Annotated in this window: 13 protein-coding genes and 1 riboswitch; of the genes, 6 read left to right on the forward strand and 7 right to left on the reverse strand. The window is 73.8% G+C overall.

Going from position 1 to position 11,242, the window contains the following annotated elements:
• Positions 1-69: 69 nt before the first annotated feature.
• On the reverse strand, positions 70-504 hold the full coding sequence (locus tag AB0399_RS27130) for an NUDIX domain-containing protein (protein WP_366413131.1): 435 nt from the start codon (positions 502-504) through the stop codon (positions 70-72).
• A 94-nt stretch (positions 505-598) separates the two neighbouring features.
• On the opposite strand from AB0399_RS27130, the gene AB0399_RS27135 reads away from it, so the two are divergent.
• Positions 599-1,135, forward strand: a complete 537-nt coding sequence (locus AB0399_RS27135; RefSeq protein ID WP_366413132.1) for a CbrC family protein — start codon at positions 599-601, stop codon at positions 1,133-1,135.
• Between the two features lie 20 nt (positions 1,136-1,155).
• On the opposite strand, the gene AB0399_RS27140 is transcribed toward AB0399_RS27135, so the two are convergent.
• Both AB0399_RS27140 and AB0399_RS27145 read right to left on the reverse strand, forming a co-directional pair.
• Positions 1,156-1,680 carry an ATP-binding protein gene (locus AB0399_RS27140; RefSeq protein WP_329361667.1) on the reverse strand — a complete coding sequence of 175 codons (525 nt, stop codon included), beginning with the start codon at positions 1,678-1,680 and terminating at the stop codon, positions 1,156-1,158.
• Positions 1,681-1,777: 97 nt separating this feature from the next.
• Positions 1,778-2,758 carry a ribonuclease BN gene (locus AB0399_RS27145; protein WP_366413133.1) on the reverse strand — a complete coding sequence of 327 codons (981 nt, stop codon included), beginning with the start codon at positions 2,756-2,758 and terminating at the stop codon, positions 1,778-1,780.
• A 187-nt stretch (positions 2,759-2,945) separates the two neighbouring features.
• On the opposite strand from AB0399_RS27145, the gene AB0399_RS27150 reads away from it, so the two are divergent.
• Both AB0399_RS27150 and AB0399_RS27155 read left to right on the forward strand, forming a co-directional pair.
• On the forward strand, positions 2,946-3,539 hold the full coding sequence (locus AB0399_RS27150) for an NAD(P)H-dependent oxidoreductase (RefSeq protein ID WP_328473086.1): 594 nt from the start codon (positions 2,946-2,948) through the stop codon (positions 3,537-3,539).
• A gap of 72 nt (positions 3,540-3,611) precedes the next feature.
• Entirely contained in the window at positions 3,612-4,043 is a 432-nt protein-coding gene (locus AB0399_RS27155; protein ID WP_328473089.1) for a helix-turn-helix domain-containing protein, read from the forward strand.
• A gap of 115 nt (positions 4,044-4,158) precedes the next feature.
• Here the strand turns inward: AB0399_RS27155 and AB0399_RS27160 are convergent, their stop codons facing one another.
• The gene (locus AB0399_RS27160; protein WP_366413134.1) at positions 4,159-5,643 is read right to left on the reverse strand and encodes a GDSL-type esterase/lipase family protein; all 1,485 of its coding nucleotides are present in this window, start codon (positions 5,641-5,643) and stop codon (positions 4,159-4,161) included.
• A gap of 538 nt (positions 5,644-6,181) precedes the next feature.
• A riboswitch (guanidine-III (ykkC-III) riboswitch) is annotated at positions 6,182-6,245 on the forward strand.
• Positions 6,246-6,276: 31 nt separating this feature from the next.
• On the opposite strand from AB0399_RS27160, the gene AB0399_RS27165 reads away from it, so the two are divergent.
• Positions 6,277-6,597: a multidrug efflux SMR transporter gene (locus AB0399_RS27165; protein WP_328473093.1), complete on the forward strand. Its 321-nt coding sequence runs from the start codon at positions 6,277-6,279 to the stop codon at positions 6,595-6,597.
• A gap of 153 nt (positions 6,598-6,750) precedes the next feature.
• Here the strand turns inward: AB0399_RS27165 and AB0399_RS27170 are convergent, their stop codons facing one another.
• The 3 genes from AB0399_RS27170 to AB0399_RS27180 all read right to left on the reverse strand — a co-directional run bounded on the left by AB0399_RS27170 (position 6,751) and on the right by AB0399_RS27180 (position 9,715).
• Positions 6,751-7,671, reverse strand: a complete 921-nt coding sequence (locus tag AB0399_RS27170) for an LAETG motif-containing sortase-dependent surface protein (RefSeq protein ID WP_366413135.1) — start codon at positions 7,669-7,671, stop codon at positions 6,751-6,753.
• A 370-nt stretch (positions 7,672-8,041) separates the two neighbouring features.
• Entirely contained in the window at positions 8,042-8,881 is an 840-nt protein-coding gene (locus tag AB0399_RS27175; RefSeq protein ID WP_366413136.1) for a glycoside hydrolase family protein, read from the reverse strand.
• A gap of 12 nt (positions 8,882-8,893) precedes the next feature.
• On the reverse strand, positions 8,894-9,715 hold the full coding sequence (locus AB0399_RS27180) for a thaumatin family protein (RefSeq protein WP_366413137.1): 822 nt from the start codon (positions 9,713-9,715) through the stop codon (positions 8,894-8,896).
• 263 nt (positions 9,716-9,978) lie between these two features.
• Between AB0399_RS27180 and AB0399_RS27185 the strand changes: the two genes are divergently transcribed.
• A complete protein-coding gene (locus AB0399_RS27185) occupies positions 9,979-10,419 on the forward strand; it encodes a MarR family transcriptional regulator (RefSeq protein WP_366413138.1) in 441 nt (146 codons plus the stop codon).
• A 129-nt stretch (positions 10,420-10,548) separates the two neighbouring features.
• Positions 10,549-11,121: a YbhB/YbcL family Raf kinase inhibitor-like protein gene (locus tag AB0399_RS27190; protein ID WP_329361652.1), complete on the forward strand. Its 573-nt coding sequence runs from the start codon at positions 10,549-10,551 to the stop codon at positions 11,119-11,121.
• Positions 11,122-11,242: the final 121 nt, after the last annotated feature.

Consider the following 11,242-nt stretch of genomic DNA (forward strand, 5'->3'; position numbering starts at 1 on the left):
ACGGACGTGCGCCCGGCGCCGCTGCCCGGATCGCCCGGCGCCGCCGTCCGGATCGCCCGGCGCCGCCGGTCAGGCGAGCATGCGCAGAGCGTCCGCGGTGGCCGGGGAGAGCCGCGGACCCGACGGCTCGGCCAGCTCGGACAGCGGTATCCAGCGGGCCGCGCTGGTGGAGCCGTCCTGCTCGGTGACGGTGAGCGGGCCCGGCGCCAGGCGGACGAGGTGGAAGAGCCCGACCAGGTGCCAGCTCACGCCGAGCCGGTGCGCGGTGTACGTCCGGGCCTCCAGCAGGCGGGCGTCGAGCAGTTCGAGGCCGGTCTCCTCCCGCAGCTCCCGGGCGAGCGCCTCGGCCGGCTGCTCGCCGGGGTCGATGCCGCCGCCGGGCAGATGCCACGACCCGGACTCGAACACCGGTGAGGCGTCGGAGAGCCGGGTGAGCAGCAGTTGCCCGTCGGTGCGGGCGATGGCGTAGGCCGACACGCGGGTGCGTACGGGCTGCTCCGGCACGGCTTCCCTCCAGGGCGGCTCGGGACGACGGGACCCCCATTCGATCATGCGGCCGGCGTGCGCGCCGCGCGGGGGAGCCGGTACGGTCACGCCCGTGACGGAGCCGCTGCCCCACTTCCCCTACCACCCCGACCCCGTGGCGACCGGCTCGGTCGCCGCCGCGGACCGGACCTGCGTCTGCTGCGGGCGGGCCCGCGGGTACCTCTACCGCGGTCCGGTCCACGCCGAGGCCGACCTGGCCGGCCGGATCTGCCCCTGGTGCGTGGCGGACGGCAGCGCCGCGCGCCGGTACGACGCCCACTTCATCGGTGACCCGATCGGCGACGACGTGCCGCTGGAGGTCCTGCTGAGGGTGGACCGCCACACGCCCGGGTACAGCGCGTGGCAGGACCCCCGCTGGTACTTCCACTGCGGCGACGGTGCCGCGTTCCTCGGCGCGGTCGGCGCGGCCGAACTCGCCGCGTACCCGGACGCGTCGGCCTTCCTGCGCGGTGAGATCGCGAACTGGGGCTGGGCCGTCGAGGACATCGCGAGGTACCTCGCCGCGCTGGACCGCGACGGGCAGCCGACCGCGTACCTCTTCCGCTGCCGGGTGTGCGGCGTCCACCTCGCCCACTCCGATTTCACGTAGCGCGGGCGCCGGCGTCTTCGTCAGGTGAAGGAGGGCCAACGGTCGGTGGACCAGGCGTGCCAGGTGGGCCAGGGGGGAGGGGGAGGGTCGAGGTCGTGTCCGGTGAGCTCGGCGGGGGTGGGCTCCTGGAAGGCGGCCCGCCAGCGGAGGAGGTCCGCTTCGGTCATGGGGAAGGTCTCGTCCGGGGTGGTCGCCTGGCGGTGGGCGATCCGGGCGCGTTGGGTGTCGAGGTCCACCGGCGCGTACACGAGGTGGCAGGTGGCGCCCGCGGACCTCGCCAGCCAGCGGATCGCGGACCGCTCGTCGCGCGACCAGCAGCCGAAGTCCAGGATCACGTGGGTGCCCAGCCGCAGCGCCTGCAGGGCGAGGGAGAGCAGCCGTCCCTCCAGCACGTCGCGCTTGCCGCCCGCGTCGGACTCGCCGAAGAGCGGGATCATCCACTCGTCGGGCGTCAGCCGCAGCGCGCCGTGCTGTGCGGCCAGCTCCCGGGCCCGCGTGGTCTTGCCGGCTCCGGGCAGGCCGACGGTCAGGAACAACAGGGTCACACCGGGATCGTTCAGGGAGACCGGGGCGGAGGACAACTGCTTTCTCCGGGCGGGTACGGACTCGGGTACGGACTCGGGTGCGGGTTCAGGTGCGGGTTCAGGTGCGCGGGGGCGCCCCGGACCGGCCCGGAGCCGAGGCCGGGCGCGGCACGGCGGGGAGGAAACGGGAGAGCGGGGGCTCGGTGGCCAGGACGGCGCCCGCGGTGATGGTGAAGGTCAGGGTGACGCAGATCGCGATCAGCCAGGACAGGAGGGTGAAGACCGAGCCGAGCGGGCCGTAGGTGGCGAGGCTGCGGTTGAGCGCGATCGGCATGTAGACGCGGGCCGTGACCGAGAGAGCGGTCATCGCGGCGGCGGTGAGGACCGCCCCCGGCAGCAGCGGCAGCCAGGGCAGGCGGGCGCCGAGCAGGAGGTGCTGGGTCCACCACCAGACCGCGAGGTCGGCGAGGAAGATCAGCGGCACCCCGAGCCACGGCCCCGCGCCCAGCCCGTCGCGCAGCGGCCCTTGCAGGACGAGCACCGCCACCCAGGCCACGATCCAGGCGAACCAGCGCCACACCACCACCCGCGCCGCCGAGCGCGGCAGCAGCCAGGCGCGTTCGCAGACCCGGGCCATCGCCCGGCTGCTGGCGGTCGCGGCCAGCAGCGCGACCAGCGCACCGATCGCCCCGGTGGTCTGCCGCTCGGTGTCGGTGTCGGCGCTGTCCGGGCGGTAGAGCTGTTCGAGCTGGCGCTGGGCGCTTCCGTTCAGCCCGAAGAGGTCCTGCGCGGAGTCGACGATGTGGGTGCGGACGGACTGCGGGGTGAAGGCGGCCGCCACGAACATGAACGGCACGGCGGTGAGGAAGAGCTGCGCCGCCAGGCGGGTGGCCGCGTCCAGCAGGTTCACCGACAGCAGGCGCGCGGTCAGCTCGGTCAGTACGGGGAAGCGCTGCTCGGCCGCCCGGCGCGCGGCCAGCGTCCGCACCCGCAACGCCGACCAGCGCCCGCGCCGGCGTCCGCCCTCGCGCGCCCGCGCCCGCCGGGACCCGCCGCCCTTGCGGTCCGGCTCGCCCGGAGGCGGGGCCGTGGTGGCCATGGCTACCTCCGGCACGTGGGGGACGCACTGAGGGAATTATGCGATGAATGCGGTATTCACGCTGTTCGGGGCAGGCCGGAGCCGCGAGGAGAATCCACTAAGGTATTCTTAGTGCGCCGGGCGGATCGGCCCGGCGTACCGCTGGAACCGCGGAAACACCGAAACGCAGCACGCAGAAGGAGACGCGATGTCGAAGCTCGGGATCATTGTGGCGAGCACCAGGCCGGGACGGCTGGGTCTGCCGATCGCCCAGTGGTTCGAGGGGGAGGCGCGTACGCACGGCGGCTTCGACGAGATCGACCTGATCGACCTCGCCGAGATCGCGCTGCCCTTCATGAACGAGCCGAACCACCCGCGGCTCGGCCAGTACACCCACCAGCACACCCGCGACTGGAGCGCCCGGGTCGCCGGCGTGGACGCTCTGGTCTTCGTGATGCCGGAGTACAACTACGGCTACAACGCCGAGCTGAAGAACGCCATCGACTACCTGCACAACGAGTGGCTCTACAAGCCGGTCGGCTTCGTCAGCTACGGCGGGGTCTCCGCGGGCACCCGCGCGGTCCAGATGATCAAGCAGGTCGTGACGACCCTGAAGATGACGCCGGTCTTCGAGGGCGTCAGCATCCCCTTCGTCCGGCAGTTCATCGACGAGGAGGAGCAGGTCCAGCCGAACGAGACCATGCTCGCGTCGTCCAAGGCGATGCTGGACGAGCTGGTCAGGGTCGAGGCGGCGCTGCGCCCGCTGCGGCCCGCTCTGGCAGAATCCCGGCAGGGCGCGTAACACCGCACCGACAGCGCCGCGCGCGGGCCGCCCGCCCGCCCGCGGCGCGCACTACGGAGACGGGGGTCCCCGATGGCGTCCCAGGACCACGCGGCAGCGATCGAGATCCACCGGGTGTGCGAGCGGTTCCACGCCGCCATCGAGCTGATCGGGGGCCGGTGGACCGGCGCCATCCTGCGCGCCGTGTTCACCGGCCAGCACCGCTTCGCACACATCCGGGCGGCCGTGCCGGGGCTGAGCGACACCATGCTCGCCCAGCGGCTGCGCACCCTGGAGGAGCACGGCGTGCTCGAACGCCGGGCCGGGGCGAGCGGCCCGGCCCCGGTCGAGTACCACCTCACCGACAAGGGACGGGAGTTGGAGCCGGTGCTGGAGGCGGTCATCGCCTGGTCGCACCGCTGGATTCCGCTCCCGCCGGCTACCGCGCCCGATTCGCCGCCCGCGCCGGCCCCTTCGTCCGGGCCCGACTCGCCTTCCGCGCAGGCCCCTTCGCCCGCGGGGTGACCGCGCCCCTCGCACCGGCCCCGGCCTCGCCCCGCCGCTCGCTCCGGCCCCGGCCTCGCCCCGCCGCTCGCTCCGGCCCCGGCCTCGCCCCGCCGCTCGCTCCGGCCCCGCCCGGCTACGACGTGATCAGGTCGAACTCCTCCCACGGCCCGATCGCCGTGCGGTTCGCGATCAGCGGCGCCGCGCCCGCGTCCTCCGCCGTCACGTAGTCGCCGTCGGCCCGCGCCAGCAGGCTGACGCTGCCGTCGCCGTTGTGCACCAGCTGGAAGGTCTCCCATCCGCCGACCGCCGTACGGTTGGCGATCAGCGGGTCGGCGCCGGCGTCGTCCGCGGTCACGATCAGCCCGTTCGCGTGCGCGCGCAGCGCGATGTCGCCGCCGCCAAGGTCGAGTTCGTCGAACTGCTCCCACGTCCCGATCGCCGTGGCGCTCGCGATCAGCGGTGCCGCACCGGCGTTGGCGGCCGTGACGTAGTCGCCGTCGGCATGCGACCGCAGGCTCACCACGCCCGCGGACGGCTGGTTGCCGGAGCCGTCGAAGAGCGACAGGTCGACGGCGTCGGCGATGGCCTGCAACCCGGCCTCGTTCGGGTGGAGATGGTCGCCCGCGTCGTACGACGGCAGGTAGCGCTCCGGGTTCGCCGGGTCGTGGGTCGCGGCGTCCTGGTCGACCACGGCGTCGCACCCGCTGCCCGCGCCGCGGATGAAGGCGTTGACCGCGTCCCGGGAGTCCTCGCCGGCCTGCGACCAGCCGCCCGACCCCTGGAACGGGGTGAGCGTCGAGCACAGGAAGGAGATGCCGGCCTGGTGCGCGCGCGAGATGAGCTGCTGGAGCGCGGCGATCAACTGGTCGCCGGTGGGCGGGTTCGCCACCCCGACATCGTTGATCGGGTCGTCGGAGAAGATCACCCAGCGCACTCCGGGCTGGCCGACCACGTCCCGGTCGAAGCGGTTGAGCGCGCTCTGCCCGGCGCCGTCGCTGAGCAGCTTGTTGCCGCTGATGCCCTGGTTGAGCACGCCGACCGTACGGCCGCTGCCCGACAGCCGCTGCGCGAGGTCGTTGGGCCAGCGGCGGTTGTCGTCCTGGGCCGAGGCCACCCCGTCGGTGATCGACGCGCCGAGCGTGACCACCGCGCCCGCGGCCGCGGAGTTCTGCACGTCCAGGTTGGTCAGGAACGCGTAACTGCCGCTCGTCGAGGCGCCGTTGAGCGTCGCGTCGGCGCTGACGTCGCCGCCCGCCAGGTAGTTGGTCTGGGTGCCCTGCTGGTGGTAGGTCGCCGAGCCGGTCGCGTTCGGCAGGTAGAAGCTGACCGCCACGTCCGACAGCGCGGACACCGTGAACGCCACCGAGTCGCTGACCGCCGTGCCGCCCGCCGGGATCGTCACCGTCGGCTGCCCGCCGAAGTCCACCACCCGATCCGTGCCGGTGTCCACCGACGAGCCCGAGGTGCGCCGCGCCACATGCACGTCGGAGACGGTCAGCGGCGCCGACCCGAAGGCGTTGGAGATCCGGATACGGGCCGCGCTGCCGCCGATGCTGGTGTGCACGATCTGCCGGAGCGTCTGCTGGCCGTACGACGGGCCGCCGCTCTGCGGGGACACCGACCAGCTCCCGGTCCAGCCTCCGGCGTCGGCGGCCGGAGCGGTCGTGCGCGCGGGGGCGGAGTGCGGTGCGGACCCGGATACGGGTGCGGATGCGGATGCGGATGCGGATGCGGATGCGGATGCGGATGCGGCTGCGGATGCGGCTGCGGGCTCGGATGCGGTCGGCGTCGCTGCCGACGCGCCGGAGGACAGCGCCGGGACGGACAACCCGGCGGCGAGCAGGACGGCCGTGAGGACCGCCGCTCGCCGGCGGGCCGGTACGCGTCGTTGCATGGGAACTCCTGAGGGGGGAGGGGCGGGCGGGATGCCTGCTCCGTGGAGGTGCGACGGCGGACGCCTGGACTGTAAGTCCGCGCCCTGGTCCACGCCAATCCCCTTGCGGGCGGCGAAAGTTCGGATGACTCGCGGACGGATGTCCCGTGTGGTGGCGAAATCCGGCCGACCGGTGCCCTGACATCGGATCTCTCGGCCGCCGAGGTGGTGTGGTGACTCCGGTCACCACTTCGGCCGCACGGCTGCCGCGGCGCCGCGATTTGCTACGGTTGAGGTGTTCGCCCCGACGAGCGCGCCGTACCGGGACCCTGCAAAGACGGCGCACCCCCGTAGTCACCAACCCGCGGAGGTGCCGTCATGGCATGGGTCCTGATCATTGTCGCCGGTCTGCTCGAGGTCGCCTGGTCGATCGGCATGAAGTACACCGACGGTTTCACCCGGCTCGGGCCGAGCCTGCTCACCGGGGCCGGCATCGTGGCGAGCATGCTGCTGCTCTCGCAGGCGGCGAAAACCCTTCCGATCGGCACCGCCTACGGCGTCTGGGTCGGCATCGGCGCGGCCGGCGCCGCGGTGGTCGGCATGCTGCTGCTCGGCGAGCCGATCTCGGCCGCGCGGATCTTCTTCGTCTGCCTGCTGGTCGCGTCGGTGGTCGGGCTGAAGGCCACCTCGGGCCACTGACCGGCGTCGCCTCGCCCACGGCCCGCCCGGCGCGTCCTCCGACGCCGCCCGCGGGCACGGACAGGGGCCCGGATGCGGACTTCCGCATCCGGGCCCCTGTGGCGCTACGGCGCTACGGCGCCGTCAGCTGCGACGGCTCCGCCTGACGCTGTGTCAGTGCGCGCGGCCGGTGCCGCGGCGGCGTACCACGAAGGTCACCGCACCACCGAGGGCGACCAGCACCACGGCGAGCGTGGCGAACAGCCCGGTGTTGCCGCTGCTGCCGGTGTGCGCGAGCGAACCGGTCGCGGACGGCGACGGGGAGTCGGTGTCACCGACGGCCGGCGCGCTGCTCGTGGCGGTGGCGGTGGCGCTCGCCGTGTCGCTCGGCGTGGCGGAGGAGGTGTCCGTCGGGCTGCCCGACGGCGTGCCGGTCGGGGTGTCCGTGGGGGTGCCGGTCGGCGTGTCCGTCGGCGTGGCGCTGTCCGAAGGGGACGGCGACACCGGGGGAGTGGTGGGCTCGGTGGTGGTGCAGTCCTTGCCACCGGTCGGCCCGTTCCACGAGGCGAGCAGGTCGGAGCCGATCACCGACCCGTTCGGGCCGTGTGGCGCCGGGCCGTGGCCCGCGCCGGTCTTGCCGTCGTACTCGGTGCTGCCCTTGTACAGGTCGATCTGCGCGAAGCAGCCCGTGGCGGGCGCGGACACGGTGAGCGTGCCCTTCTTGTGGCGCTGCACGGTCACCGTGGAGAAGTCGGTGAGCACCTGCTGGCCGGAGGACGCGAAGTCCGGGCCCTGCGCGAGGTAGACCGCGAGCGAGACCGTGCAGGTGCCGCCGTCGGCGGTCACGCCGATGCTGATCCTGCCGTCGCTCGACGGCTTGATCGAGGCCAGGCCCTTGCCGGGCGTCCACGTCTTGCCCTCGACGGTGAACACGCACTTGCCGTCAGGGGTGGGCGTGCCGCCCGGTCCCTTGTGCTGCGCCGGATACGTCGACTGCCCGCCGTGTGCGGACGCCGGTCCGGCACCCACTGCCGTGGCGGCCGCGACCGCGGTCGCGGCCACGGCTATCTGCCATGTTCTGGTGCGTCTTGACATGAGAAAGCACCCCTCCCTCGTGCTCGGCGACCCGTGGTCGCACACGAGGGAGATCTGCTCCGGCGTGCGCCGCACCGATGTGCGCGGGCGTCGTGCGCCGGGGAACGGAATACGCCGGGCAGCCCCGGACCCGGGATCATGACGCATCGTGTCGGTGTGACCGGAGGTATGTCAAGCCAGGTCATAACGGCGAACACACCCTCGTCCCACCGCGTTTCGCCCGTTCCCGGACCACCTCTGACACCACCGGACGCACTCACCCCGCGGTCCCCGGCCGCCTCCCCGGGGGAGGTCGCGCGTCCGGCGGGGAGGCGGTCGGGGGCAGGCGGTCGGGTCCGCTGGTCGGGTCCGGTGGTCCGGTGGCCGGTGGTCAGCTCGCCGCGCGGTAGGCCACGCCCGAGGAGTTGGGCACGGTGCCGTCGTACAGGCCGGTGGGGCTGGTCGCGGTGGACAGGGTGAACCAGGCGTAGCGCTCGACGAACGGCAGGCTGTCGAGCATGGCCGTGGAGGAGGTGACGAAGTCGGTCTGCTGCTGGGCGGTCGGGTAGCGCGGCGTGCTGCCGGAGAAGTCGGTGAGGGCGTACTCGGTGAGCCAGATCGGCTTGTGGTAGCGGTCGTACACCGCCTGGAGGTAGCCGCGCAGCTCGTCCGCGGCCGCCGACGAGAAGTCGCCGCCGTACCAGTGCAGCGGGATGAAGTCGACGCGGTAGCCGCGGGCCGCCGCGCCCGACATGAACTGGTCCAGCCAGCCGCCCGGGGTGTCGCCGCCGTACGCCACCGCCGGGGCGCCGAGCCGCAGCCCGGTCGCCTCCAACTGCGGCCACAGGTCGAGCGCCTGGTCGGGGGACATGGCCGCCTGGCCGGCCAGGTCGGGTTCGTTGAAGCCGAGCAGTTCGGTGCCCTGCTGGGCGGCCTGGGCGAGGGCGGTGGCGTTGACGTCGGCCGCACCCCAGATCATCGGCACGAACTCGGTGCCGGCCGGCCCCGTCACGGCGCCGGGCGTGGTGCTCCAGTCGTAGTACCAGCCGGCCCCGACGTCGGCGAGCGCCTGCGAGGCGCCGTCGACCGGGGTGACGCTCACGCCCTTGTGCGCGTCGGCGCCGGCCGCGGGGGTGCGGCCGAGCACGGTGAGCACGGCCAGTACGGCCAGGGCGACGACCACGGGCAGCAGGCGGGCGGGGACGCGGCCGAGGCTTCGCGAAGTGGTCACGGCGACGTCCTCTCAGTGGAAGGTGACGGTGAAGCCGCTGCATGACGTGCAGTCGCGCACCACCTTGTTGCCCGGGACGGTGTCGGCCTTCGACCAGGCGTAGGCCCAGGGGCAGTGCCCGCCGATCGCGTCGCTGTACGGGGTCTGCGCGTCGCGGTCGGGGTTGACGCACAGCGCGAGGCCGGTCCCCGCGTCGGTGGTCAGGTCGTCGGGCGGGCAGTACGGCAGCAGGTCGTCCGGGCAGCCCTCCGGGGCGCAGGCCCCGCCGTCCGGCGGCGGGGCGACACCGTCGGGGCTGATGGTGACCGGCACCGAGAAGGCGTTGACGTAGCTGACGTTGTACCAGGGCGCCAGGCTGTCGGACGGGTCGAAGTTGAACTCGGCGAGGCTGACCGGCTGTTCGCCGGCGGTGCAACTGCCCACCGAAGCACCGCAGTCACCGAGTACGCAGTGGAACGTGCTGCCGTCGGCTCCCGAACACCCCTCGCGGGCGAAGAACTTGCCGCGCCAGTGGCCGGCGCCGGTGTCCTCCGGGATGGCGACGGTGGCGGACTGGCCGGTGTCGAGCGTGGGCAGTCCGGTGAGCTGCGCGGAGCCGTCGGCGTTGACGTTGCTGCCGATCCAGATGGTCTGCCCGGTGTCGTTGACCAGGGTGACCGTGTGCTCGGTGACGGTTGGTGCGGCGGTGGCGGTGGCGGTGGCGGTGGCGGTGGCGGGTGCGGTCGTGCGATGCGGTGCCGTGGCGGCTGCGGCGGGGCCGCCGGCCGCGGCGGTGGCCGCGAGTACGCAGCTGACGAGGAGCAACAGGGCGGACAAGGCCGAACGCAGCCTCATACGGACCTCCGTGGGGGGAAGGACGTGGGCAAGGACGTCGGGAGGACATCGTTGCCATGGTCATGCCCGTCTGGTTCCCGGATGAAGCCCCGCTTGCCGCCGCGGGCGCTGTGCGCCGGGCGTACGGGGGTGGCGAGGGGGCGGCGGAGGGGGCGGCGCAGAGGGCGGGCGCCTTGGAGTCGCGAGCCGGGAGCGGGGGCCCGGGCGGGACGGGACTCGGGAGCCGAATTTGCTCAAGGCTGTTGATAAGTTAGGTTGAGTATATGGCCGACGAACCGGATGCCGGCGAGGTCGCCGCAGTCCTGCTGGCGAGCTTCAGCGTGCTGCTGCGACGGGTGCGACAAGTGCCCGCCGCCGGCGAACTCACCATGCCCGAGCGCAGCGCCCTGTCGCACCTGGAGCGCTCGGGCCCCACCACCTCCTCCGCGCTCGCCCGGGAGGTGCAGATCACCGCCCAGGCGATGGGGACGACGATCGGCGCCCTGCACACCCGCGGCCTGGTCGAACGCCGTCCGGACCCGGACGACGGCAGGCGCGCCGTGCTCACGGTCACCGACGCCGGCCGGCAGGCGCTGCGGGACAAGCGCAACGCGCGGACCGAACTCATCGCCCAGGCCCTGACCAGCGGTATGTTCACCCCCGCTGAGCTGGATCAGCTCGCAGCGGCCGCCGCGCTGCTGGAGCGACTGGCCCGGAACATCTGACGCCGACGGAAACCAGCCGACCTCCCCAGGAGAGACAGCCATGGCACAGACGACGCACCACCGCACGTCCGCACCCGGCGGCGGCGCCACCGCCGCCGTCGCGGCGGTCCGGATGATCGGGGCGGCACGATGACACTGCTCGGCGGGCTGCTGAAGAACCGCAGGGCGGGGGACGCGCACCTGGCGTGGCACCTGCCCAACCTGCAAGGCCCTGACGAACTGGCCCTGACCAGCCGGGACTTCGACGAGGGCGGCGCCATGGCGCTGGAGCACTGCGAGAAGCGCGTGGGCGGCGCCGACCTGTCCCCGCACCTGGCCTGGACCGCGCCGCCGGCCGGCACCGCCCAACTCCTCCTGGTCGTCGAGGACATCGACGTCCCCCTGGCCAAGCCCGCCGTGCACTGCGTCGCCCTCGTCGACCCGGCGGCGGGGCACCTGGACCCCGGCGCGCTCCGCGCACGGCAACCGGCCCCCGGAGTACAGGCGTTGCGCGGCACCGTCGGGCGCGGGTACCGCGGCCCCGGGCCCATCAAGGGCCATGGGCCGCACCGTTACGTCTTCCAGCTGTTCGCCCTCGCCGCTCCCGTCGGCGCCACCCCTGACGGCACGTCACCGGAGCGGGCCCGTCCCCGCACCCTCCTGCCCACCGTCGCCGGGCCCGTCCTCGGCCGCGGCCGGCTGACCGGCGTCTACGAGCGCTGACCCCCGGTCCGGGGACCCCGGACCCGTGGCCCTCGCGCGAGCCGCCGTGGGGGGGGGGGGGGGGGGGCGGCGCCCGCCGCGCGGGGGGGAGGGAGGGGGGGCAGCGCGGGGGGGCGGCGCC

It is taken from the genome of Streptomyces sp. NPDC088194 (genome assembly GCF_040702025.1).
Classification (GTDB): domain Bacteria; phylum Actinomycetota; class Actinomycetes; order Streptomycetales; family Streptomycetaceae; genus Actinacidiphila.

Excerpts from the sequence above, each read along its gene's own strand:
- AB0399_RS27155 (WP_328473089.1), top strand. The coding sequence starts at position 3,612 with ATGGCGTCCCAGGACCACGCGGCAGCGATCGAGATCCACCGGGTGTGC.
- AB0399_RS27185 (WP_366413138.1), top strand. The coding sequence starts at position 9,979 with ATGGCCGACGAACCGGATGCCGGCGAGGTCGCCGCAGTCCTGCTGGCG.
- AB0399_RS27150 (WP_328473086.1), top strand. The coding sequence starts at position 2,946 with ATGTCGAAGCTCGGGATCATTGTGGCGAGCACCAGGCCGGGACGGCTG.
- AB0399_RS27170 (WP_366413135.1), bottom strand. The coding sequence starts at position 7,671 with ATGTCAAGACGCACCAGAACATGGCAGATAGCCGTGGCCGCGACCGCG.
- AB0399_RS27180 (WP_366413137.1), bottom strand. The coding sequence starts at position 9,715 with ATGAGGCTGCGTTCGGCCTTGTCCGCCCTGTTGCTCCTCGTCAGCTGC.
- AB0399_RS27165 (WP_328473093.1), top strand. The coding sequence starts at position 6,277 with ATGGCATGGGTCCTGATCATTGTCGCCGGTCTGCTCGAGGTCGCCTGG.
- AB0399_RS27145 (WP_366413133.1), bottom strand. The coding sequence starts at position 2,758 with ATGGCCACCACGGCCCCGCCTCCGGGCGAGCCGGACCGCAAGGGCGGC.
- AB0399_RS27190 (WP_329361652.1), top strand. The coding sequence starts at position 10,549 with ATGACACTGCTCGGCGGGCTGCTGAAGAACCGCAGGGCGGGGGACGCG.